General features: G+C 71.9%; 20 protein-coding genes. 11 read left to right on the forward strand and 9 right to left on the reverse strand.

Features of this window, described 5'->3' with window-relative positions; translation table 11 throughout:
- Positions 1-21: 21 nt before the first annotated feature.
- The 3 genes from EDD34_RS02525 to rsmI all read right to left on the reverse strand — a co-directional run bounded on the left by EDD34_RS02525 (position 22) and on the right by rsmI (position 2069).
- Entirely contained in the window at positions 22-639 is a 618-nt protein-coding gene (locus EDD34_RS02525; RefSeq protein ID WP_123813168.1) for an isochorismatase family protein, read from the reverse strand.
- A 46-nt stretch (positions 640-685) separates the two neighbouring features.
- The gene (locus EDD34_RS02530; protein WP_123813169.1) at positions 686-1039 is read right to left on the reverse strand and encodes a hypothetical protein; all 354 of its coding nucleotides are present in this window, start codon (positions 1037-1039) and stop codon (positions 686-688) included.
- Positions 1040-1199: 160 nt separating this feature from the next.
- On the reverse strand, positions 1200-2069 hold the full coding sequence (gene rsmI / locus EDD34_RS02535; protein WP_170176944.1) for a 16S rRNA (cytidine(1402)-2'-O)-methyltransferase: 870 nt from the start codon (positions 2067-2069) through the stop codon (positions 1200-1202).
- A 33-nt stretch (positions 2070-2102) separates the two neighbouring features.
- Here rsmI and EDD34_RS02540 point away from each other — a divergent pair, with 33 nt between their 5' ends.
- The 8 genes from EDD34_RS02540 to EDD34_RS02575 all read left to right on the forward strand — a co-directional run bounded on the left by EDD34_RS02540 (position 2103) and on the right by EDD34_RS02575 (position 14234).
- Positions 2103-3947 carry a dolichyl-phosphate-mannose--protein mannosyltransferase gene (locus tag EDD34_RS02540; RefSeq protein WP_246012149.1) on the forward strand — a complete coding sequence of 615 codons (1845 nt, stop codon included), beginning with the start codon at positions 2103-2105 and terminating at the stop codon, positions 3945-3947.
- A gap of 85 nt (positions 3948-4032) precedes the next feature.
- Complete coding sequence (locus EDD34_RS02545; RefSeq protein WP_123813171.1) at positions 4033-5718, forward strand: RNA-binding domain-containing protein; 1686 nt, start codon at positions 4033-4035, stop codon at positions 5716-5718.
- A gap of 144 nt (positions 5719-5862) precedes the next feature.
- Positions 5863-7581, forward strand: a complete 1719-nt coding sequence (gene metG, locus EDD34_RS02550) for a methionine--tRNA ligase (RefSeq protein WP_123813172.1) — start codon at positions 5863-5865, stop codon at positions 7579-7581.
- 210 nt (positions 7582-7791) lie between these two features.
- Positions 7792-8796: a TatD family hydrolase gene (locus tag EDD34_RS02555; RefSeq protein WP_123813173.1), complete on the forward strand. Its 1005-nt coding sequence runs from the start codon at positions 7792-7794 to the stop codon at positions 8794-8796.
- A gap of 83 nt (positions 8797-8879) precedes the next feature.
- Positions 8880-10217: a resuscitation-promoting factor gene (locus EDD34_RS02560; protein ID WP_246012150.1), complete on the forward strand. Its 1338-nt coding sequence runs from the start codon at positions 8880-8882 to the stop codon at positions 10215-10217.
- 789 nt (positions 10218-11006) lie between these two features.
- On the forward strand, positions 11007-12314 hold the full coding sequence (locus tag EDD34_RS02565) for an aggregation-promoting factor C-terminal-like domain-containing protein (RefSeq protein ID WP_246012151.1): 1308 nt from the start codon (positions 11007-11009) through the stop codon (positions 12312-12314).
- Between the two features lie 55 nt (positions 12315-12369).
- On the forward strand, positions 12370-13218 hold the full coding sequence (gene rsmA / locus EDD34_RS02570) for a 16S rRNA (adenine(1518)-N(6)/adenine(1519)-N(6))-dimethyltransferase RsmA (protein WP_123813176.1): 849 nt from the start codon (positions 12370-12372) through the stop codon (positions 13216-13218).
- Entirely contained in the window at positions 13215-14234 is a 1020-nt protein-coding gene (locus EDD34_RS02575; RefSeq protein WP_123813177.1) for a 4-(cytidine 5'-diphospho)-2-C-methyl-D-erythritol kinase, read from the forward strand. The genes rsmA and EDD34_RS02575 overlap by 4 nt, the downstream gene beginning before the upstream one ends.
- 40 nt (positions 14235-14274) lie before the next feature.
- Here the strand turns inward: EDD34_RS02575 and lat are convergent, their stop codons facing one another.
- The 5 genes from lat to EDD34_RS02600 form a co-directional block, all read right to left on the reverse strand.
- Entirely contained in the window at positions 14275-15591 is a 1317-nt protein-coding gene (gene lat / locus EDD34_RS02580; protein WP_123813178.1) for an L-lysine 6-transaminase, read from the reverse strand.
- 110 nt (positions 15592-15701) lie between these two features.
- The gene (locus EDD34_RS02585; RefSeq protein WP_123813179.1) at positions 15702-16388 is read right to left on the reverse strand and encodes a hypothetical protein; all 687 of its coding nucleotides are present in this window, start codon (positions 16386-16388) and stop codon (positions 15702-15704) included.
- Between the two features lie 13 nt (positions 16389-16401).
- Entirely contained in the window at positions 16402-16959 is a 558-nt protein-coding gene (locus EDD34_RS02590) for a peptidoglycan-binding domain-containing protein (RefSeq protein ID WP_123813180.1), read from the reverse strand.
- Positions 16960-17083: 124 nt separating this feature from the next.
- A complete protein-coding gene (locus EDD34_RS02595; protein WP_281277779.1) occupies positions 17084-17530 on the reverse strand; it encodes an Lrp/AsnC family transcriptional regulator in 447 nt (148 codons plus the stop codon).
- Between the two features lie 2 nt (positions 17531-17532).
- A complete protein-coding gene (locus EDD34_RS02600) occupies positions 17533-19395 on the reverse strand; it encodes an ABC-F family ATP-binding cassette domain-containing protein (protein WP_123813182.1) in 1863 nt (620 codons plus the stop codon).
- Positions 19396-19512: 117 nt separating this feature from the next.
- Between EDD34_RS02600 and EDD34_RS02605 the strand changes: the two genes are divergently transcribed.
- The 3 genes from EDD34_RS02605 to EDD34_RS02615 all read left to right on the forward strand — a co-directional run bounded on the left by EDD34_RS02605 (position 19513) and on the right by EDD34_RS02615 (position 22673).
- Positions 19513-20526: an acetylxylan esterase gene (locus tag EDD34_RS02605; RefSeq protein ID WP_123813183.1), complete on the forward strand. Its 1014-nt coding sequence runs from the start codon at positions 19513-19515 to the stop codon at positions 20524-20526.
- 84 nt (positions 20527-20610) lie between these two features.
- Positions 20611-21432, forward strand: a complete 822-nt coding sequence (locus EDD34_RS02610) for an acetylxylan esterase (protein ID WP_170176945.1) — start codon at positions 20611-20613, stop codon at positions 21430-21432.
- Between the two features lie 38 nt (positions 21433-21470).
- On the forward strand, positions 21471-22673 hold the full coding sequence (locus EDD34_RS02615) for an MFS transporter (RefSeq protein WP_281277780.1): 1203 nt from the start codon (positions 21471-21473) through the stop codon (positions 22671-22673).
- Positions 22674-22715: 42 nt separating this feature from the next.
- Here the strand turns inward: EDD34_RS02615 and EDD34_RS02620 are convergent, their stop codons facing one another.
- Positions 22716-23342: a MarR family winged helix-turn-helix transcriptional regulator gene (locus EDD34_RS02620; protein ID WP_123813185.1), complete on the reverse strand. Its 627-nt coding sequence runs from the start codon at positions 23340-23342 to the stop codon at positions 22716-22718.
- Between the last annotated feature and the right edge of the window lie 19 nt (positions 23343-23361).

Here is a 23361-nt window from a genome sequence, read left to right on the forward strand (position 1 = left end):
GCCGAATACTGAAAGTAGTCTTTACAAATCGGCGGTGGACAAGAACTCCACGCCCGCGCTCCGCATCTCCTCGCGCGCCAGCTCACCCTGTCCGGGTGACACGGGCGCGGTGAGATCGGTGAGGACGCGGGTCGCCAGCCCGTTGCGGCGCGCGTCGAGTGCCGTGTGCTTCACGCAGTGCGACTCGGCCAGGCCGACCACGTCGATCGCGCCGATGCCCGCGTCCGTCAGGATGCTCTCGAGCGAGCGGCCGGCGTCGTCGGCGCCGTCGAACCCGGAGTAGCCGTGGTCGTACTGGCCCTTCTTCACGTGGGCGTCGGCGTCGATCTGGGCCAGGGCGGGGTGAAGCATCGCGTTCGGGGTGTCCGCGACGCCGTGCGGGGGCCACGAGTTCACGTAGTCCGGGTCGTCGCTGAAGTGCTCGCCCGGATCGATGTGCCAGTCCTGCGTGGTGAGGATCGCGTCGTACCGGTCGCGGTGTTCCTTGACGTACGCGGCCACGCGCTCGGCGACGGCGTTCCCGCCCTCGACGCCGAGCTCGCCACCCTCGCAGAACGTGGGTTGCACGTCCACCACCACGAGCGCCCGCCGAGGCCGGCTCGTCACAAAGCGGCTGGTCTGGGGCCGAATGTCGTCCATGGACCTAGCCTGCCACCGGCGGGGCGGGCTGCGGTAGCCCCTTCGGTCAGAGGAACGACCACCGCGCGCGCACCCGCAGCTCGGCGAAGTGGGACTCCCACTCCTGGCGGCATTCCTGCGGCAGGTTGAGCACCGGCCACATGCGGATCAGGACCTCCTTGTTCAGGAGGTCCCGCTGGTCGCGCACGGTGCCGTCGCGCACCGTGACGGAGTAGAGGTCCCAGAGCTGGGACTCGTCCTCGATGTCGAAGGACATGTACCTGGTACCGGTGATGTGTGACCCGGCCCTGACCGAGCCCGAGGCCGGCCCGGCGAGCTCGTCCAGCGAGCCCGGCCGTGCGTAGGGGGACTCGTACGAGAAGCCGGCCGCTGCCAGGGAATATCCGGGGTGACCATCCATGACTCGACGCTAGGACGGTGTTCGCTGAATGCATACGCATGGCTGTGATAAATCTTCACCCCTTCATGGCGAGGGGTGGGGGGTGGTCAAGTCGGAACGAGGGTGACTGACCTGGTCACGTCGTCCTCCGGGAGGACCGCCGCGTCCGGGCCGCCGTCGGTCAGCGCGCCTGGAGCGCCGCCGCGTACAGGTCGCGCTTCGGTACCCCCGTCGCCTCCGCGACCTCCGCGACCGCCGTCTTGAGCCGTTCCCCGCCCGCCACCCGGTCGAGCACCTCGCCGACGACGTCGTCCACGCTCGCCGGGGGAGCGGGCGGCGCGCCGGCGACCACCACGCAGATCTCGCCGCGGAGCTGCTCGTCCGACGCGCGCGCGGCGAGTTCCCCCAGTCCACCGCGCAGCACCTCCTCGTACGTCTTGGTGAGTTCACGGCAGACCGCCCCGGGCCGGTCGTCGCCGAAGGCCTGGGCCATCGCGGCGAGCGTGTCGGAGATCCGGTGCGGGGCCTCGAAGAAGACCATGGTGCGCGGCTCGGCCGCGAGTGCCGCGAGGCTCCGGGCGCGCTCGCCCGGTTTGCGGGGCGGGAAGCCCTCGAAGGTGAAGCGGTCGGTGGGCAGGCCGGACAGGGCGAGCGCGGTGAGCACGGCGGAGGGTCCGGGAGCGGCGGTGACGCGCAGCCCGCGTTCGATGGCGCGGGCGACCACCCGGTAGCCGGGGTCGCTGACCGACGGCATGCCGGCGTCGGTCACGACGGCGACGGTGCCGCCGGACGCGACGGTGTCGAGCAGGTCGTCGGCGCGCGCGGTCTCGTTGTGCTCGTGGTAGCTCACGATCCGGCCGCCGATCCGCACACCGATCCGGGAGGCGAGGGCGTGCAGGCGGCGGGTGTCCTCGGCGGCGACGACGTCGGCGTCGGCCAGCAGGCGCCGGAGGTGGCCGGAGGCGTCGTCGGCGTTGCCGATCGGGGTGGCGGCGAGAACGAGGGCGCCGCTGTCCGGTGTCCTGCCCCGGGAGCCTGTCGAAGTTGTCACGGTTCCCACGATCCCACGCCCTATGCTGGGCCGGTGCCCCAGCACGACGCGAACAGGGATCCCCAGGTCGTTCCCGCCGAGACGCCCACCGACGCCGCCTCCGACGCGCCGGCCGAGGTCGTGCTCGACGTGGCGGCCGACGCCGCGCCCGACGTACCCGACGCCGCCCCGCCCGACGTCACCGACGACGCCGCGCCCGACGTGACGGCCGACGCCGCGCCGGCCGTGGCCGGTGACGGCCGGCCCACGCGCGAGCGCCTCCTGACACAGCTGCTCGGCGCGCGCCGCATGCGCCTGGGCGTCACCGGCCGGGACCGCCTGTGGGGCTGGGCCGGGACGGTGGCCGTGGTGCTCGTGGCCGCCTTCGCGCGGCTCTGGGAGCTGGGCCGCCCTGCGGTTCTGGTGTTCGACGAGACGTACTACGTCAAGGAGGGCTGGTCGCTGGCGAGTCTCGGCTACGAGGCGGCCTGGCCCGAGGACCCGAACGCCGCGTTCGAGGCGGGCGACGTCAGCTCCTATCTGACCGGTCAGGCCGAGTACGTGGTCCATCCGCCGATCGGCAAGTGGATGATCGCCCTCGGGATGCGGCTGGCGGGCGGCGCCACGGAGCCGTGGCAGTGGCGGGTCGCGAGTGCCGTGATCGGCGTCCTGGCGGTGCTGCTGCTGGTGCGGATCGCGCGGCGGCTCTTCGCGTCGTCGGCGCTCGGGGTGCTGGCGGGCCTGCTGTTCGCCGTGGACGGCGAGGCGATCGTGCACTCCCGGACCGGCCTGCTGGACCAGTTCCTCATGTTCTGGGTGCTCGTGGCGTTCGGGTGCCTGCTGATGGACCGGGAGTGGGGGCGGCGCCGGCTGGCCGAGCGGGTGGCGCACCTGGTGGACGCCGGGAGCGGCGTCGGTCTGTACGGGCCGCGGATCGGGTTCCGGTGGTGGCGGTTCGCGGCCGCGGTCTCGCTCGGCCTGGCGTGCGGGGTGAAGTGGTCCGCGCTCTGGTTCGTCGTGGCGTTCGGGCTGCTCACGGTCTTCTGGGACCTGTGGGCGCGGCGCACTCTCGGCATCCGCCGGTGGTGGGAGGACGGGGTGCTGGCCGACGTCGTGCCGACCACCCTGATCATGTTGCCCACGATCGTGCTGGCGTATGTCGCGACCTGGACCGGCTGGTTCGTGAACCGCATGTCGTACATGCGCGACTGGGCCGCGGTGAACGGCCACGACGCACCCGGATGGTGGCCGGGCTGGGCCGACGGCGCCTGGCAGTCCGGCCGGTCCCTGTGGCAGTACCACCGACAGATGTGGGACTTCCACACGTCGCTGGACTCCGAGCACAACTACGCGGCGCATCCGCTGGGGTGGATCGTGCAGTCGCGGCCGACGTCGTTCTTCTGGGAGCGGTTCTCTCCCGGCCAGGGGCCGTGCCCGGCGGACGCGACGCATGACTGTGCCACCGCCGTGACGTCGCTCGGCAACCCGATCATCTGGTGGCTCGGCGCGGTCGCGCTCCTCGTGTCCCTGGTGCTGGGGATCATGCTGCGGGACTGGCGGGCGTCCGGCCCGCTGGTCGGGGTCGCGGCGGGCTGGCTGCCGTGGTTCCTGTACTCGTGGCCGGTGGCCGAGTTCCTCGGCGGGGTGTCCCGCACGATCTTCACCTTCTACACGATCGTGTTCGTGCCGTTCCTGATCCTGGCGATCGTGCACGTGGTGGCCTCGCTGCTGGACCTCACCGACGACGATCCTCCCGCGCGGCGGGCCGTGGGCTGGGTGACGGGCGCCGTGGCTGCCGTGATCGTGGGCGTGAGCGTGCTCTTCTACCCGATCTGGACGGCGATGCCGGTGCCCTACGACTACTGGCACAGCCTGATGTGGCTGCCGAGCTGGATCTGACGCCGGCCCACGGCTGTGGCCACGACAGGTTTTAAAACTCCAACTCGGAGTGCGGTCAAGTTTTATAAGTTGTATAAAGGCAGGCATGGAGCAAGACCAGGCGCGCGCGCTCATCGAAAGAGGCGAGACCCTCACCGTCGAGTTCAAGAGCGAGCGACGAGAGCGCTACTCCGACAACGGGATCGTCGAGAACGTGACCTGCCTCGCCAACGGTGAGGGTGGCACCCTCTTCCTCGGCGTCGAAGACGACGGCCGCGTCACCGGGGCAGCCCTCCGCCACAGTGGCGGCACCGATCCTCAGCGCATGCGTGCACTCATCGCGAACCAGACGGTGCCCCCACTCCCATGCGAGGTCACGGTGCTCGAGATCGACGGCCACGAGGTCATCGCCATCGAAGTCGAGAAAGCGCTCAACCCTGTCGGAACTGCACGCGCCACATATCGACGCCGCTCGCTAGGACCCGATGGGCGCCCACAGTGTGTCGCGTACCCGCTGCACGAGATGCTGAGCCGTACGACCAGCACGGGGCAAAACGACTATGCGGCTCTCCGCGTTCCTGGGATCTCGTGGGACGACCTCGATCCAGCAGCGTTCGCGCTGGCCCGGACGCTCGTGAGTAGCAGCGGGGACACCGCATTGGGGACGCTGGACGATCTGGACCTCGCCAGGGCGCTCGGAGTGGTGACCGTCGGCGATCCCGGCCCGATGCCGTTGATGGGTGCGCTCCTGTTGTTCGGCAGGACCGAATCGCTGCGTCGCCTCGCCCCGACCCACGAAGTGCTCTTCCAGGTCCTCTCGCAGACCTCCGTCACACTGAACGAGACGGTGCCGGGCGGACTCATCAGTGCCGCCGACCAGATCCACCGGCTGTTCCTTCCGTACAACACGGAAGACGAGGTCGACGCCGGGATGCTCCGGGTCGCGCTTCCCAAGGTCCCGATCGAAGCGTTCCGCGAAGCCGTGGCGAACGCGCTGGTGCACCGGGACTTCACGCAGCTCGGTCCGGTCCAGGTGCAGATAACGGACGACGGAGTGACGATCGCCAGTCCTGGTGGATTCCCCGAGGGAATCCGGCTCGACAACCTGCTGGTGGAGAGTCGTCCGCGCAGCCGCCTGCTGGCCGAGGCGTTCCGGCGTATGGGGCTCGTGGAACGCACCGGACGCGGGATCCAACGGATGTACTCAGGCATGCTGCGGATCGGGCGGGACGCGCCTGATTACACCGGCAGCACGTCTGCGTCAGTCCGTGTCACGTTCCCAACGGCTGACGCCGATACCGAACTCGCTCGCTACGTGTTCGAACGTGAACGGGAGACCGGCCGCCCATGGCCACTGCAGGATCTCCAGGTCCTCCGCGCCCTTCGCCGGGACGGTGCTCTCAGTCTGACCGACGCGGCGACGTTGACCCAACGTTCGCAGGCTGAGGTGCGAGCAACGCTGAGCCGGATGGTCGACTCTGGTGTCGTCGAGGCGCGCGGCAGCGGACGGGGACGCGCCTACCACCTGTCGGGTGCGGCATATCGGGCGATCGGAGCGGCTTCGGGATACATCCGGACGCGGTCGTTCGATCCGATACAGCAGCAAGAGATGGTTCTCCAGTATGTCCGTGCGCACGGATCGATCAACCGCGCGCAGGCCGCCGAGCTCTGCTCGATTGCACCGACACAGGCGACAACTCTTCTTCGTCGCCTCGTCGCGCACGGTCGGCTCGAGCTTCGGGGCGAGCGACGTGGCGCTCACTACGTCCTCTCGCGCGCTGATGAGGCATGACCTGGGACGCTCCCAGGAAGGAGAACATCGCGGGGCCGGCTCGTCCTGCCTGTGGATGACCGGCGGGTCCGGTGCGGTGCAGGCCATAGGATTGGGCGAGGCCGATTCCGGCCGTCCCACCTGAACGAAATGGAGCTTCCAGCGATGGCTCGCCACCTTGTGACCAGTGCGCTTCCGTACATCAACGGCGTCAAGCATCTGGGGAACATGGTCGGCTCGATGCTCCCGGCGGACGTGTACTCCCGGTACCTCCGCCAGCGTGGCCACGACGTCCTGTACATCTGCGCCACCGACGAGCACGGCACGCCCGCCGAGCTCGCCGCGGCCGCGGCGAACACACCGGTGGCGGAGTTCTGCGCGCAGGCCCACGAGACGCAGAAGGCGATCTACGAGGGCTTCGACCTGCGGTTCGACTACTTCGGTCGCAGCTCGTCGGAGCAGAACGCGGAGATCACGCAGCACTTCGCCCGGAAGCTGCACGAGAACGGCTTCATCGAGGAGCGGGCCATCCGCCAGGTCTACTCGCCCGAGGACGGCCGCTTCCTGCCGGACCGCTACGTCGAGGGCACCTGCCCGCACTGCGGTTACGACAAGGCCCGCGGTGACCAGTGCGAGAACTGCACGCGCGTGCTGGACCCGACCGACCTGATCGAGCCGCGCTCGGCGATCAGCGGCTCCACCGACCTCGAGATCCGTGAGACCACCCACCTCTTCCTCCTGCAGTCGAAGCTCCAGGGGGAGGTCGAGGCCTGGCTCGACGAGCACAGCAAGGACTGGCCGCTGCTGTCCACGTCGATCGCCCGCAAGTGGCTCGCGGAGGGGCTGCAGGACCGCGCCATCACGCGCGACCTGGAGTGGGGTGTTCCCGTGCCGGCGGACACCTGGCCCGAGCTGGCGGCCGAGGGCAAGGTCTTCTACGTCTGGTTCGACGCCCCGATCGAGTACATCGGCGCCACCAAGGAATGGTCCGACGCCGCGCCGCAGGGCGAGGCGCGCGACTGGAGGTCGTGGTGGTACGAGGCCGACGACGTCCGCTACACGGAGTTCATGGCCAAGGACAACGTCCCGTTCCACACGGTGATGTTCCCCGCGACGCAGCTCGGTGTGCGCGAGCCGTGGACCATGACGGACTACGTCAAGGGCTTCTCCTGGCTCACGTACTACGGCGGTAAGTTCTCCACCTCGCAGCAGCGGGGCATCTTCACCGACGCCGCCCTGGAGATCCTGCCGAGCGACTACTGGCGGTACTTCCTGGTCGCCAACGCGCCCGAGTCCGACGACTCCTCGTTCACCTGGGAGCACTTCGCCTCCACGGTCAACAAGGACCTGGCCGACACGCTCGGCAACTTCGTCAACCGGGTGCTGACCTTCTCCGTCAAGAAGTTCGGCGACACCGTCCCGGCCGGGGGCACGCCGGGCGAGGCGGAGGAGAAGCTCGGCGCCGAGGTGGCCCGCCTGCTCACGGAGCTCGAGGAGCAGATGGAGGCGCTCGAGTACCGCAAGGCGGCCGCCGCCCTGCGCGCGCTGTGGTCGGCCGGCAACGCCTACCTGGTCGAGAAGGAGCCCTGGAAGCAGGTCAAGACCGACCCGGACGCCGCGGCGCTCTCCCTGCGCACGGCGATGAACCTGATCCGGCTCTACGCGGTGGTGTCCGAGCCGTTCGTCCCGGCCACGGCGGCGACGCTCCGCGACGTCTTCGCCATGGACGACGCCGCCACGTGGGTCGACACGGAGGCGGCGCACGCCCTGGACGCGGTGCCCGCCGGGGTGGCCGTGACGGTTCCGCCCGTGCTGTTCGCCAAGCTGACCGACGACGACGTGACCGGGTTCGTCGAGCGCTTCGGCGGCGCCGACGCGGCGTGATGATCAGGTGTCGCGGGGCGGACCGTCCCGCGACACCCGGCAGGGCGCGGCGTCACCGGCCCGCGGCGTCGTGTGGCCCGCGGCGCCGGGGCGGTGGCATCGTGCCGCCTGAGACCTGGGGCACCTGGCCGCGACGCCGTGCGGCCTGAGACCTGAGGCACCCGGCCGTGGCATCGTGCGGCCTGACGCCACCGTAGAGCGAGGAGAACCATGGCCCGCAAGCGTGATCGCGGTTTCCCCGCGGATCCCGAGCCGCTGCCCGTCCCCGTCGTCGACAACCACACCCACCTCGACCACATCGGCGCCGTGCTGCCGGACGGTGTGCCCGCTCCGACGCCGGCCGAGCACCTGAACCGCGCGGCGGCGGCCGGCGTCGACCGCGTGGTCCAGGTCGGCTGCGACCTGGAGTCGGCCCGCTGGACGGCCGCGCTCCTGTCCACCACCCCGGAGCCCACCACCCAGCCCCAGCCCACCGCCGACCACGTCATTTCGCCCCGTGGAAGCCATCCCACCGCGCGAAATGACGTGGTCGAGCGCGATCGCGTGCTCGGCGCGGTGGCGATTCATCCCAATGAGGCGACACTCCACGCCGGCGTCGACGAGGTGGGGCCGGACGGGCTGGAGCCCGAGCCCGAGGAGCGGCACGCCGCGTCCCTGGAGGACGCCATCGCCGAGATCGGGGACCTGGCCCGGAGCCAGGAACGGATCCGCGCGATCGGGGAGACCGGCATGGACCTGTTCCGCACCGGGCCGCAGGGCGAGGCGGCGCAGCGGGATGCCTTCCGGGCGCACATCGCCCTGGCGAAGGAACTCGGCCTCGCGTTGCAGATCCACGACCGCGATGCCCACGCGCAGGTCATCGAGGTGCTGCTGGCCGACGGCGCGCCCGAGCGCACCGTCTTCCACTGCTTCTCGGGGGACGTCGAGATGGCCCGTGTGTGCGCGGAGCGGGGCTGGTACCTCTCGTTCGCGGGGCCGGTCACGTTCAAGCCGAACGACGTGCTGCGGGCCGCGCTCGCCGAGACGCCCCGCGAGCTGATCCTGCTCGAGACGGACGCTCCGTACCTCACTCCTCACCCCTTCCGGGGTCAGCCGAACGCTCCCTTCGCGGCCGCCCACACAGCCCGGTTCATGGCCGAATTTCTCGGGGTTGACCTGGAGAAACTCTGTTCGGAGATCAGTGCCGCGTCGGAGACTGTCTACGGTAAATGGTGACAGGGGGATATACCCCTCTCAGCGGGCTTTCCAGACGGCCTGGCTTCCGTTACCGTCTTGTGCTCGTGGCAGACCATACGAGCGTGAGATCGCGGCGAGAGCTGGGTGCAGCGCGCTTCGCGGACCCGGCCGCGGCCCCCAGCCGACCTGCCGGGAACGCCGGCGGTGCCTTGTTGGCGGACACGCCGCGCCGGCCCGACAGCCCCCGCCGCCGTTCCAGGGGCGCGCACGCGGCGCCCGCGGAGCCCCTCAGCATCAAGCCGCCGGAGTGGCTGGCCAAGGCGCCCGTCCGGATCGGCGTGCAGACGGCCGTCCTCGGTAGCCTCGTGGCCGTCACCGGCACCTACGCGGCGCAGGCCAAGACCGTCACCATCGACTACAACGGCGACGTGCGGACCGTGGACGCGTACGGCACCTCGGTCGCGGAGATCCTCAAGTCGCAGCACATCACCCCCGGCCGCGCCGACGTCGTCACGCCGGCCGTGGACGCGGATGCCAAGGACGGCTCCGTGATCGTGGTGCGCACCATGCGGACCGTGGACCTCGAGATCGACGGCGAGGTCACGCAGATGGAGACCACCGCCGGCACGGTGGGCGAACTGCTCGCGCTGATCGGCGAGCGCGGCAGGGGAGCCGTCGCCTCGGCGTCCCGCTCCGAGCCGCTCGGCCGGGAGCCCATCCGCGTCTCCACCATGAAGACGGTCCACGTCTCCGTGGACGGCAAGACACTTCCGGTCAAGTCCACGCAGCCCACCGTCGGCGGCATGCTCGCCGAGGCCGGCATCGTGCTCAAGGACAAGGACGTCGCGTCCGTCCCGCTGGGCGCCGCGGCCGTGGACGGCATGGTCGTCATGATCAGCCGCGACGCGTCGTCGAGGACGACCGTCACGGAGACCATCCCGTTCGAGACCCAGACCATCGAGGACCCGGAGCTTCTCGAGGGCGAGGAGATCGTCCAGACCGCCGGGGTGGCCGGTGAGGCGCGGGTCAAGTACGCCATCACCGAGCTGGGGGGCGCGATCGTCGAGAAGAAGGTCCTGAACCGCGAGGTCATCAGCGAGCCCGTCACCCAGGTGGTCGCCGTCGGCACCATGCGGATCTCCGACGCGCAGGCCGACCCGGACGCCGCCCGCGCGCTGGGCAAGTCCATGGCCGCCGCGCGCGGCTGGACCGGCGAGGAGTGGACCTGCCTGGAGGCTCTCTGGACCCGGGAGTCCGGCTGGCGCTGGAACGCGGACAACCCGTCGTCGAGCGCCTACGGCATCCCGCAGGCCCTGCCCGGATCCAAGATGGCCACGGCCGGTTCCGACTGGCTGACCAACCCGGCCACGCAGATCGCCTGGGGCCTGGAGTACATCGCGGGCCGCTACGGCAACCCGTGCGGCGCCTGGGCTCACTCGGAGTCCGTCGGCTGGTACTGACCTTCCTCACCGACTCACCGACTCACCGACTCACCGACTCACCGGTTCACCGGATCACCGGCTCACCGATCGCCGAGCCGCACTCTCCCGTCGCGATCAGCGGCTGAACCGCAGGATGAATCGTTGAAACCGCGTGGTGGCACGATTCATGCTGCGGTTCGGCGGCGGTTGGCGTTCTGGGTGTGCGGTTCGGCGCCGGGTGGTGGCGCCGGGCTGCGGTTCGGCGGCGGGTGGCGTCACCGGTCCGCGAGTCGGCGTGGGGTCGGCGCGGGGTCGGCGCGATCGGCCCCGGGCCCGCGGCGGTGTGTCGTTCCGTGGGCGGTTTGTGCGTCATGTGGTGAGCAGGACAACGCACCCGTTACGCAATTTTTCATCCGTGACGGGAAACACAGCCCAGGAATTCGGCAGATCGATAACGGATCGGTTACGGTCTAGTGTCCTCGCTTGCGGAGCCGAGTCGGATTGGTGTAAGTGTCCGATTCGCCCGGCAGCAGGATGGCGTGGTCCCGGTGTGCTCCCACAGGAGTGCGGACTGCGCCAGACCGCCGGATCGGCCGGTCGAGACCCCGACGATCGCCCGCGCCCGCGCGGGTGGACCGCCAGGCCCCGTGCGGCCGCGACATGGCGTTCGTCGAGGAGGGTGCCCACGGATGTGGTCATCCGTACTCGCCGCCCGTGCCCGGGAAGTCCGAAGACTGGACTCGAGTGAACACCGTTTCTGAAGCGAGCTCCGGCTCGACCATCCCCAGCACTGCCAGAACCCACCGATTCTCTCGCCGTTGGCCCCTCGTGGCCGGCGTCGCGGCGGCCGCGCTCGTCGCATCCGGCACCGTCGCGTTCGCCAAGGCGCACAAGACCGTCACCCTCGACGTGGACGGCACCACTACCTCCGTGAGCACGTTCTCCGGCGACGTCGAGGGTCTCCTCGCCGCCCAGGGAGTCCGGCTCGACGACCAGGACGAGGTGGCACCCGCACTCGACACGACACTGCGCGAAGGTTCCGATGTCGTCGTCCGCTACGGCCGTCAGGTGACGGTCGCGGCCGACGGCAAGGAGTCCGACGTGTGGCTCAACGTCACTGACTCGAACGAGGCGCTGGACATCCTCGCCTCACGCGGCTCCGACGTCCGGCTCGTGGCCTCCCGTAGTGGAGCGCGCGCCGACTTCCCGCTCCGCCTGAACGACGACGGCCCGGTCGCCGTCGTGGCAGACGGCTCGACCCGCGTGGTCGAGAGCGGCGGGGACGGTGTCGCGGCGATCCTGGACCGCATGAACATCGACCTCGGCAAGGACGACCGCGTGAGCGTCGTCTCCGTGGAGGACCTGACCGAGAACGGCGGCAAGGCCGTCAAGGAGGCCGAGGTCGCCAAGGTCGTGAAGAAGTCCGACGTCGATGTCGCCCTCCAGGTGGAGCGCTACCGGACCAAGAAGGTCACCAAGACCATCACCATCGAGCACCGCTCGAAGACGGTCGCGGACTCCTCGCGGTACGAGGATCTCGGACCGGCGGTCCGGACTGCGGGCAAGGACGGTGAGCGCACCAAGACGTACCGGGTGACCACCGTCGACGGCGTCGTGGAGAATCGCGAGCTGCTCTCGAACAAGGTGACCACCAAGTCGGTCACGGAGGTCGTCGTCAAGGGCACCAAGGAGCGCCCCGCTCCTGAGCCCGAGCCCGAGCCCGCGACGAGCAGCGACACCTCGTCCTCGTCGTCGTCCTCCTCGTCGTCCTCGTCCTCGTCCTCGTCGTCCTCGACGAGCGAGTCGTCCTCGACGACGACGGCGGCGGTCCCGGCCGGTTCCAACCGTGAGATCGGTCAGCAGATGGCCGCCGCGCGGGGCTGGACCGGCTCGCAGTGGACCTGCCTCGAGGCGCTGTGGACCAAGGAGTCCAACTGGAACCACCTCGCGCAGAACCCGTCGTCGGGTGCCTACGGCATCCCGCAGTCCCTTCCGGGGTCGAAGATGGGTACGGCGGGCTCGGACTGGGCGACCAACCCGGCCACCCAGATCGAGTGGGGCCTCGGCTACATCGCCGGCCGCTACGGCACGCCGTGCGGTGCGTGGGGCCACTCGCAGTCGGTCGGCTGGTACTGAGGTCTCCGGGGCCGCCCGGCGGCTCCGGAAAGTACTGTCGACTAGGCTCGTCCCCGTGAATACACGTCAAGGCGCCCTGCTGGGCCCCGCGGAGATCCGCGACCTGGCAGGGCGCCTTGGCGTTCGCCCGACCAAGACGCTCGGGCAGAACTTCGTGCACGACGGCGGCACCGTGCGCAAGATCGTCCGCGCCGCGAACCTGCGCCCGGGCGAGCGGGTCGTGGAGATCGGCCCCGGGCTCGGGTCGCTCACCCTCGGCCTGCTGGACGCGGGCGCGTCCGTCGTGGCGGTCGAGATCGACCCGGTGCTGGCCCGGCAGATTCCCCTGACCGTCGAGTCGCACGCCCCGGGCGCCGACTTCGAGGTGGTCCAGGCCGACGCGATGGACGTCACCGAACTGCCCGGCGAACCGCCGACGGCACTCGTCGCGAACCTTCCGTACAACGTGGCGGTGCCGATCCTCCTGACCTTCCTGGAGCGCTTCGGATCCCTGGAGCACGTGCTCGTCATGGTGCAGGCGGAGGTCGCCGACCGGGTCGCCGCCACACCGGGATCGAAGGTCTACGGGATCCCCTCGGTGAAGGCCGCCTGGTACGCGGACGCGCGCCGCTCCCTGGCGATCAGCCGGAACGTGTTCTGGCCGGTGCCGAACGTGGACTCGGCCCTCGTCGCGCTGGAGCGCCGCGACCCGCCGTCGACCGGCGCCGGCCGGGAAGCCGTGTTCCGGGTGGTCGACACCGCCTTCGCGCAACGTCGCAAGACCCTGCGCGCGGCGCTGAGCGGCCTGGCCGGCTCGGGCGCCGCCGCCGAGGAGGCCCTGCGCGCGGCCGGCGTGGACCCTGGCGCGCGCGGCGAGACCCTCACCGTCGAGGAGTTCGCCCGGATCGCGGAGTACCTCGCGTGAGCGGCCACCTGCACGCGGCCCCCGAGCCGTCGGTGACGGTCCGGACGCCCGGCAAGGTGAACCTCGTGCTGCGCTCGGGCGCCCGGCGCGACGACGGCTATCACCCGCTGTCGACCGTCTTCCAGGCGGTGTCGCTGTTCGAGGAGGTCACGGCGACGCACGTGGCCCCAGGGACCGGGATCACGCTGACGGTGAGCGGCCCCCAGGCCGACGTCGTCCCCCTCGACGAGACCAACCTGGCGTGGCGCGCGGCCCGCGCCGTGGCCGGTCACACCGGGATGGACGCCGACGTCGCCCTGCACATCCACAAGGGCGTGCCCGTCGCGGGCGGGATGGCCGGCGGGTCCGCGGACGCGGCCGCCGCGCTCGTGGCCTGCGACGCGCTGTGGGATGCGGGGCTGTCCCGCCATGAACTGACGATGCTGGGCGCGGAGCTCGGCGCGGACGTGCCGTTCGCGCTGCTGGGCCACACGGCGGTCGGTACCGGCCGCGGCGACGTCCTCACCCCGGTCCTGACCCGCGGCGAGTTCCACTGGGTGTTCGCGGTCCAGGACGAGGGCCTGTCGACGCCGTCGGTCTTCGCCCGCTTCGACGAGCTGTCGGGCACGGCGCCCGCGGCGGACCACGCGGAGGCTGCCGCCGTGGCAGCCGGCCGTCCCGGCGCCGCCGGCCGTCCGGATGCCGCCGACGCCGGTCGTCGCCCGGACCCCGGGGACGACGCCGGGCTCATGACGGCCCTGCGCGCCGGCGACCCGACCGCGCTGGGCGAGGCCCTGCACAACGACCTGCAGGCCGCCGCGCTGGACCTGCGTCCCGAGCTGGGCCGGGTGCTGGAGATCGCGCGGGATGCGGGCACGCTCGGCGCTCTCGTGTCGGGCTCCGGCCCGACGGTCGCGGCTCTGGCGCGCTCACGCCGCCACGCCCTCGCGATTGCGGCGGCCTGGACGTCGGCGGGTGTCGTGGCTTCGGTCTGGACGGCGACGGGCCCGGCCCCGGGCGCCCGGATCACGGGCTGAGACCGGCCCGCCGGCCGTCCGGCGGACCACCGAACGCCGCTCAGGACTCCCGCGCCGCCAGCGCCTTGTCGAGCACCTCGACGCCGTGGGCCAGCGTGCTCTCGTCCACCGTCAGCGCCGGCCGGAACCGCACCGAGCGGGTGCCGCAGCCCAGGAGCAGGACGCCGTCGTCGGCCACGGACGCCAGCACGGCGTCGCGCACCTCGCGCGACGGCAGGCTCAGCGAGCACATGAGGCCGCGGCCGCGGACGTCCGACACAAGGCCCGGGTGACGGCGGGCGAGGTCGTGCAGCCTGCCCATCAGCGACTCGCCCGTCCGTGCGGCGCGCTCGACGAGGCCCTCGGACTCGACGACCTCGAGGATGCGGCGGGAGCGCACCATGTCGGTGAGGTTGCCGCCCCACGTGGAGTTGATGCGGCTGGAGACGGCGAACACGTTGTCCGGCACGTCGTCGACGCGGCCGCCGGCCATGATCCCGCAGACCTGGGCCTTCTTGCCGAACGCGACGATGTCCGGCTGCACGTCGAGCTGCTGGTACGCCCAGGCGGTGCCGGTCATGCCGACGCCGGTCTGCACCTCGTCGAGGACGAACAGGGCGTCGAACTCGCGGCAGAGCGCCTGCATGCCCTGGAGGAACGACGGGCGGAAGTGGTGGTCGCCGCCCTCGCCCTGGATGGGCTCCATGATGAAGCAGGCGATGTCGTGCGGGTTCGCCTCGAACGCGGCCCGTGCGGCGTCGAGCGCGGTGGCCTCCACGGCGTCCATGTCGCGGCCCTCGGCGAGGTACGGCGAGGGGATGCGCGGCCAGTCGAACTTGGGGAACCGGGCGACCTTGCCCGGCTCGGTGTTGGTGAGGGACATCGTGTAGCCGGACCGGCCGTGGAAGGCGTGCTCGAGGTGCAGCACCTTGGTGCCGAGCTCGGGCGAGCGGCCGTTCGCCTCGTTGTGCCGGGACTTCCAGTCGAAGGCGGTCTTCAGCGCGTTCTCCACGGCGAGCGCGCCGCCGTCGACGAAGAACAGGTGCGGGAGCGCGGGGTCGCCGAGCACGCGGGCGAACGTCTCGACGAACCGCGCCATCTCGACGCTGTAGACGTCGGAGTTGGACGGCTTGTTGAGGGCGGCACGGGTCAGGTCGCTCAGGAACTCCGGGTCCTCGGCCAGGGCGGGGTGGTTCATGCCCAGCGCCGAGGAGGCGAAGAACGTGAACAGGTCGGTCCACTCGCGGCCGTCACGCGCGTCGACGAGCGTGGAGCCGTGGGACTTCTCGAGGTCGAGGACAAGGTCGAACCCGTCGACCAGGAGGTGCTCACGAAGGGTGGGGAGCGCCTCGGAGGGGGAGAGGATCGTCTCAGTCATGCCCGTCACGTTACGGGAGAAGTTTCCGTCCGTACAGGCCTTCTCGGGAGAATTTTTGTGTACGACGGCGGCTGCGGCGCGGGTCGTTTCCTGCGGTGCCCTCCGCGCCGTCAGCCGGCGAGGCTGCCCGCCATGCGGAGGAGATCCTCGACCTCCACGCCCGAGCGGCCCTCCGGGGTGCGTCCCAGGACCGTGAGGAGCAGGTACGAGCCGGCGTCGTCCGTCCACTCGACCCGGACGGGGCCGTAGCCGTTGTTCTCGACCCGGGTCACGCGCGCGTCACCGCCACCTTCGGGGAAATCCATCCAGCCCACCTCGATCGTCCCGCCGCCGAGCTCGGGCGTGAGCTCCTCGGACCCGGGGTAGGCGACGTACGTGATCGTCGTGGCCGGGTGGATGGCACCGGACTCGACCTCGGCCTCGGGCCACGCACCGGGCGCGGCGCCGGGTACGGTCTCCTCGTTCGGCGCGCCGTGCAGGTCGTAGACGATCCAGGTGCCCAGGCGGTCCGGGGACGTGCTGTCACCCACCCGGCGGGAGATGTCCTCCGGGCAGGCGACGGCCGCGCGCATCACGCTGTCGGGCACCCAGGCGGGCTGGCGCAGACCGGCCGCGCAGGTGTCCGCGGTGAGCTCCCGGGCGTCGGCGACGTCCTCGGGCAGCGGCTCCCGCCCGTCCCGCGTCGTGATCAGGAGCGTCACGGCGACGACGGCGAGCACGACGACGAGACCCACGGCGCCGCCGAGGATCAGCTCGTTGCGCCGGGCCGCCTTGCGGTAGTCGGTGATCACCGTCATGCGGCGGCCCCTGTCATCCCTCGCACCGCAGCTTCGCGAGCGGTTCGCGCGAGAACTCGTACGGGGTCCTGGAGGCGACGGGGCTCTGGGCGACGCCGGGCAGCACCCACGAGGCCCAGTCGCAGTCCGCGTCCAGGAACCAGGCGTCGTGCGGCTCGCGGCTCGGCCCCCAGTGGAGCAACTGGTCCGGGCCCTGGCACTGGTACTCGGGCGCGCAGACCGGCACGACGAGCGCGCGCATCGTCACCCAGGTGTTCGTGTTGACGCAGCCGTCCGACGGCAGGCCGGTCCACGCCTGGAACGCCCGGACCGCCGACTCGGTATCCGCGTCCCAGATGCCGGTCGCGGGCTCGAGGGAGTGCGTCGCCGAGAGCACGTTCTGGACCGCGAGGACCTCCCCGCCGCTGTCGTGCCCGATGTCGCTCCCCAGCGCGCCGGTACCGCACTCGCCCACGGGGTCGTTGGCCGTCCAGGTGTCCTCCGCGGCGCGCCCCTGCAGGAACGCGGCGGTGACGAGCGCGGCCAGGACGACACCGCCGCCGACCTGCAGCCAGGTCCTCGTACTCACCATGGTCCGAATTCCTTGGAAGAATGCCGTTATTTCGGGCCGAGACTAACAACCCGCCCGCCGTCCCGCTCAGAGGCGCGCCCGCCCGCGGCTGGACGTGGTGGGAGCCGGCGCGTGGTGGCCGCGGTCAGGAGGCTTCGACCGGGCGGCCCTCGAAGTAGGTCTGGAGCACCACCGTGCTGCGGGTGCTGACCTGGGCCGTGCGGCGGATCTGCCCCAGGAGCCCCTCCAGCTCGCGCGGCGAGGCGACCCGGACCAGCAGCAGGTAGTTCGCGTTGCCCGCCACCGAGTAGCACGCCTCGATCCCGGGCAGGTCCTTCAGCCGCACGGGCGCGTCGTCCTCCTGCGCCTGGTCGAGCGGGGTGATCTCGATGAACGCGGTGAGCGGCAGCCCCATCGCCTCGGGGTCCACCACGGCGCGGTAACCGGAGATCACTCCGCGTGACTCCAGCTTGCGCACCCGGACCTGCACCGCCGAGAGCGACAGCCCGGTCGCCTCGGACAGCGCGGCGAGCGTGGTGCGACCGTCTGCTCGCAGCGCGCTGACGATCGTGCGGTCGACGTCGTCTTCCAAGGTCATTCGGCCACCTCCGCAGCCTCGAGCCAGGCCATCTCGAGCTCGCCCTTCTCCGTGGCCAGCTCCTTCAGTCGCGCGTCCAGCCCGCCGACGGCCTCGAAGTCGGTCGCCTGAGTCACCATGTCCTCGTGGAGCTGAGCCTCTTCCTCCGCGATTCTCTCCAACCGCCGCTCGATCCGGGAAATCGCCTTCTTCGCCACCCGGATCTCCGCCTGCGTCCGCACCGGCGCGGACGACTCCACCCCACCGCCCCTCAGCCCCGCACCCGACGTTCCGTACGAGGTGGCGGAGTCGGAGGCCCCGGCCCGAGCCCCGCGTCGCAACGCCAGATACTCCTCGACCCCACCCGGCAGATCCCGGATCCGCCCGTCACCGAGCAACGCCACCTGCCGATCCGCCACCCGCTCCAGCAGGTACCGATCGTGCGACACGACGATCAGCGTCCCCGGCCACCCGTCGAGCAGGTCCTCCAGCGCCGCGAGGGTGTCGGTGTCCAGGTCGTTCGTCGGCTCGTCGAGCAGCAGCACGTTGGGCTCGGCGACGAGCAGCCGCAGCAGCTGGAGCCGCCGCCGCTCACCGCCCGACAGGCTCTCCACCTTCGTGTACGCGCGCTCCCGCGTGAAGCCGAGGCGTTCGGTGAGTTGTGCCGCGGTGAGTTCCTTGCCGTCGATCTCGATCCGTCCACGCTCGCGTTCGACCACCTCGACGGCCGTGAGGTGCCCCAGCTCGTCGAGCTCGTGCACCTCCTGGCTCAGCTGCGCCACCTCGATGGTCTTGCCGCGCCGCACCCGGCCGCCGTCCGGTGAGCGCCGTCCGGTGAGCAGCGCGAGCAGCGTGGTCTTGCCGACCCCGTTGACGCCGACGACGCCGTACCGGTCCCCGGGCCCGAGCCGCCACGTCACGTGGTCGAACAGCACCCTTCCGGCCGGGTCGGAGCCGGGCCCGTCCCCGCGCGGCGGGAGCACCACCGTCACGTCCTCCAGATCCAGGACGTCCTTGCCGAGCCGCTTCGTCGCCATCTGCGTGAGCTCCAGCTCGTCGCGCGGCGGCGGCTCGTCGGCGATGAGCGCGGCGGCGGCGTCGAGCCGGAACTTCGGCTTGGAGGAGCGGGCCTTGGCGCCGCGATGCAGCCACGCGAGTTCCTTGCGCAGCAGGTTGTCGCGCTTCTCCGCGGCCACCGCGGCGAGCCGGGCGCGCTCGGCGCGGGCGAGGATGTACGCCCCGTAACCGCCGTCGTACCCGTCCACGGCGCCCGACCCGTCGCCGCGCACCTCCCACATGCGGGTGCAGACGGCGTCGAGGAACCACCGGTCGTGCGTGACGACGACGAGCGCGCCGCGGGCACCGGGCCTGCCGTACCGGGTGGCGAGGTGCTCGGCGAGCCAGGCCACGCCCTCGACGTCGAGGTGGTTGGTGGGCTCGTCCAGCAGCAGCACGTCCGGGTCGTCGGCGAGCAGCCCGGCGAGCGCGACCCGGCGGCGCTGCCCGCCGGACAGGGTGGTGACGGGCGCGTCCAGGTCGAGATCGGCCAGCAGGCCTTCGTGGACCGCGCGGACGCGGGCGTCGGAGGCCCACTCGTGGATGTCGGCCGAGCCGTGCACGAGATCGAGCACGGTGACGCCGTCGGGCACGTCGTCGCGTTGGTCGAGCATGCCGAGCGTGGAGCCGCCCACGCGGGTGACGCGTCCGGCGTCCGCCTCGGACAGCCCGGCCAGAATGCGCAGCAGCGTGGACTTGCCGGCGCCGTTGGGGCCCACGACGCCCACGCGGTCGCCGTCGTCCAGCCCGAGGGAGACGTCGGAGAGCAGGGTGCGGGTCGCGATCCGGAGGGAGATGCCGTCGGCGCCGAGAAGATGTGCCACCCCGCAAGGTTATTCGCCGTCGCCGGATGCCCGGACCGCCGCGGGGCCCGCCGCGGATAAGCTCACGGGCCCAGGAGCGGAAAGACAATGCTCTCCGCAGCGACGCAGGAGGTAGCAGTGGCCCAGTTCGACATGCCCCGCGGCGAGCTCGAGCAGTACACGCCCCAGATCGACGAGCCCGACGACTTCGACGACTTCTGGGCGCACACGATCGCGGAGGCCCGCGCGGCCGGGGACGCGCAGCCCGGCGGCGGAGCCCCGGTGCTCGAACGGGTCGACGCGGGCCTGACGCAGGTCACCGTCGACGACGTCACGTTCCCCGGGTTCGGCGGCCACCCCGTCAAGGCATGGCTCACACGCCCGGCACACGCCGAGGGCCCGCTGCCCGCCGTCGTCCAGTACCAGGGCTACAACGGTGGCCGCGGCCTCCCGCACGAGCACCTCGGCTTCGCCGCGGCCGGTTACGCGCACCTCATGATGGACACCCGCGGCCAGGGGTCGGGCTGGGGCGGCGGGGGAGCGACACCGGACCCCGTCGGCGCCGGACCCACCGTGCCCGGGTACATGACGCGCGGCATCGAGGACCCGCACGACCACTTCTACCGCCGCGTCCTCACCGACGGCGTGCGCGCCGTGGACGCCGTCCGCGCGATCGACGGCGTCGACCCCGAACGCGTCGCCGTCACGGGCGTCAGCCAGGGCGGCGGCATCACGATCGCCGTCGCCGGCCTGCTGGGCGACCTGGCCGCCGCGATGCCCGACGTCCCCTTCCTCTGCCACTACCGCCGCGCCGTGCAGATCTCGGACGCCATGCCGTACGGCGAGATCACCCAGTACCTGCATGTGCACCGCGCGCCGGAGGTCGAGGAGCGCACCTGGCGCACCCTCTCCTACCTCGACGGCGTCTCCTTCGCGCGCCGTGCGCAGGCGCCGGCGCTGTTCTCCACCGCCCTGATGGACGACGTGTGCCCGCCGTCCACGGTCTACGCGGCACGGAACGCCTGGGGCGCGGAGGCGGAGGGTGCGACGACGGAGCCGCCCCGGATCGACGTCTACCCGTACAACGGGCACGAGGGCGGTGCGGAGTACCGGTTCGCGCAGCACCTGGCGTTCCTGCGTGAGCACCTCTGAGTGAGACCCGGTCCGGGTGAGGGCGGGCCACGAACGGCAGTACGCTGCCAGGCGCACCGCACACCCGACGGAGGGACTCCCACCGTGTCCGAGTTCGACATCCCCCCGGTCGCACTCGCGCCTGCCGCGCCCCCGGCCGCCGACGAGCCGCCCGAGTTCGACGAGTTCCGCTCGGACCTCCTCGTCCGGTCGCGCAGCTCGGCCGGCACCCGGCGGGATCCGGAGGAGTCGGACACCGGGGGCCTGACGACCGACGCGGTGACCCTCCCCGGGTACGGGGACCATCCCCTGCACGGCTGGTTCGTCACCCCCGTCGGCGAGCCGGGCACGCTGCCGGGCGTCGTGGAGCTCGTCCCGCCGGGCGGCCTCGGCACGGCGCGCGACCACACATGGCCGGCGTCGGCGGGCTACGTGCACCTCGTCGTCGAGATGCGGCACGACGGCGACCCGCAGGACCCGTACAACCGCGAGATCGCGGCCGACGCCGTCCGCGCCGTCCAGGAGGTGCGGTCCCTGCCCGGCGTGGACCCGTCGCGCGTCGCCGTCCTGGGGCGCACCGGCGCAGGCTGCGCGGCCGTCGCCGCGGCGGGGCTCCTGCAGGACATCGCCTGCGTCATCGCCGAGGCCCCCTTCGCCGAGCCGCACGCCGCCGCCCTGCGCGCCTTCGCACGGCGCGCGTCCTCCCCGGTCCTGCTCGGGCCCGGTGCCGGCGCGCCGGAGATCTTCGCCGCCTGGGGAGCGCACTCGGCACAGCTCGTCGCGGAACTCTCGGGCGTCACACCCCCCGACGTCGTCGAACGCGTCCTCGACGAGTCGGCCCCCGCCACCCGCCGGGACACCTACCAGGCCTGGATCGCCGGCCACACGGAACTCGGTCAGGTCTTCCGGCCGCAGGTGGCGCACTGAACCGCCGCGCCGCCTCCACCGGTGCGCTGCTCGTCGCGCTGCTCGTCGTCGGACTCAACTTCCGCGCGCCGATCACCGCCGTCCCGCCCGTGCTGCCCGACGTCGCCGCCGGGCTCGGCATGTCCTCCGTCGAGGCCGGACTGCTCACCGGCGTGCCGATCCTCTGCTTCGCCCTGTTCGCACCGGTGGCCTCGTGGATCATCGGCCGGATCGGGCCCTACCGGGCGATGACGATCGCCGTCGGCGGCGTGCTCGCCGGCACCCTCCTGCGCTCCGCCGCCACGGGAGCGGCCGGGGTCTGGATCGCCGTGACCGGGACCGCGGTCATCGGCGTCGCGATCACCATCGGCAACGTCGCCGCGCCCGTCATCGTCACCCACGACTTCGCCCGGCGCGCCGCCGTCGCCACCGGCCTCTACACGGCGTCGATGAACCTCGGCTCGGTCTTCACCACGACGCTGACGGTCCCGCTGGCGGCGTGGCTCGGCTGGCAGGCGGCGCTCGCGGCGTGGTCGGTCCTGGCCGTGGTCGCGCTGGTCTGGTGGGCGTGGGTGATCCGGGGCGGGCAGGGCAGCGACGGAGGGCGGGGCAGCGGCGGGGGGCCCGACGGCGGGCGCCCCGTCCCGCGGCGGGGGGCGCGGGCGACGGTGGGCTCCCGCGCGACCGACCGCGTGCTGCGCCGGCCCATCACCTGGGTGCTGGCCGTGGCGTTCGTCGGACAGTCGTTCTCCTACTTCGCCGTGACCGGCGTGCTGCCCGAGCTGCTCGGCGACCGCATCGGGTTCACGCCCGCCGAGGCGGGGATGGCGGCGTCGCTGTTCCAAGGGCTCGCGATCCTCGGGTCGCTGGTGCTGCCGGCCACCTCCGCACTGCGTCTCCCGATCGGGGTGGCGTCCGCCGTCGTGACCGCGTCCTGGCTCTCCCTGCCGCTCGGGCTGCTGTTCGCACCCGGCTGGTGGGCCCTGTGGTGCTCGCTGGCGGGCTTCGCGCAAGGCGGGAACTTCGCCGTGATCTTCACGCTGGTCGCGCAGCGGGCGGGAAGCCCGGTGGCGGCCCGGCGGATGGCCGCGACCATCCAGTCCTGCGGATACGTCATCGCGTTCACCGGCCCGTCGGTCATGTTCGCGGTGCACGACGCGGCCGGCGGCTGGTCGGCCCCGCTGTCGTTGATCCTGGCGGTGCTGGTCGTCATGGGAGGCATGCTGACCCTGGCGACGCTGCCCCGGCCACCCCGCACCTGACGTCGCTCGGCGCCGATGCGGCCGCTGGGCACCGGACCGAACTCACTCCTCGAACTGGGCGGCCAGGGTGCGGAGGAGGCCGGCGAGGAGCGGGCGGTCGTCCTTGGCCAGGGCGGAGACGACGTCGGCCTCGACGTCGAGGAGGTCGGCCATCGCGGCGTCGACCTGCTTCAGGCCGGTGGAGGTGAGCTCGACCTGGACGCCGCGGCGGTCGTCGGGGGAGCGGTGGCGCTCCACGAAGCCGCGCTCGGCGAGGCGGTCGATGCGGTTCGTCATGGTGCCGCTGGTGACGAGCGTCTGCTGCACGAGCGCGCCGGGGGAGAGCCGGTAGGGCTCGCCGGCGCGGCGCAGCGCGGAGAGCACGTCGAACTCCCAGGTCTCCAGGTCGCGGCGGGCGAACGCGCGACGTCGGGCCAGGTCGAGGTGCCGTGCGAGCCGGGAGATCCGGCTGAAGACCGTCAGGGGTTCCAGGTCGAGGTCGGGACGGACCCGCAGCCAGGCCGCGACGATGCGGTCCACCTCGTCGTGCGGGGTGACGTCGCCGCGCGGGGTGACGTCGAGCTCGGTGGTCCCGGGCCCGGGTGCGCCCGGATCGGCCGCACCCGATGCCGCGCCCCGCGGACCGTCGTCGTGCGGCCCCGGGATCGAACCGCTGGTGGACTCCTCCATGGCGTGAGACTACCCGAAC

It is taken from the genome of Myceligenerans xiligouense, from assembly GCF_003814695.1.
GTDB classification, from domain to species: Bacteria; Actinomycetota; Actinomycetes; order Actinomycetales; family Cellulomonadaceae; genus Myceligenerans; species Myceligenerans xiligouense.

Bases quoted from the DNA above. Each gene is read 5' to 3' on its own strand.
- EDD34_RS02525 (WP_123813168.1), bottom strand. From the start codon at position 639: ATGGACGACATTCGGCCCCAGACCAGCCGCTTTGTGACGAGCCGGCCT.
- EDD34_RS02530 (WP_123813169.1), bottom strand. From the start codon at position 1,039: ATGGATGGTCACCCCGGATATTCCCTGGCAGCGGCCGGCTTCTCGTAC.
- EDD34_RS02545 (WP_123813171.1), top strand. From the start codon at position 4,033: ATGGAGCAAGACCAGGCGCGCGCGCTCATCGAAAGAGGCGAGACCCTC.
- metG (WP_123813172.1), top strand. From the start codon at position 5,863: ATGGCTCGCCACCTTGTGACCAGTGCGCTTCCGTACATCAACGGCGTC.
- EDD34_RS02555 (WP_123813173.1), top strand. From the start codon at position 7,792: ATGGCCCGCAAGCGTGATCGCGGTTTCCCCGCGGATCCCGAGCCGCTG.
- lat (WP_123813178.1), bottom strand. From the start codon at position 15,591: ATGACTGAGACGATCCTCTCCCCCTCCGAGGCGCTCCCCACCCTTCGT.
- EDD34_RS02585 (WP_123813179.1), bottom strand. From the start codon at position 16,388: ATGACGGTGATCACCGACTACCGCAAGGCGGCCCGGCGCAACGAGCTG.
- EDD34_RS02590 (WP_123813180.1), bottom strand. From the start codon at position 16,959: ATGGTGAGTACGAGGACCTGGCTGCAGGTCGGCGGCGGTGTCGTCCTG.
- EDD34_RS02620 (WP_123813185.1), bottom strand. From the start codon at position 23,342: ATGGAGGAGTCCACCAGCGGTTCGATCCCGGGGCCGCACGACGACGGT.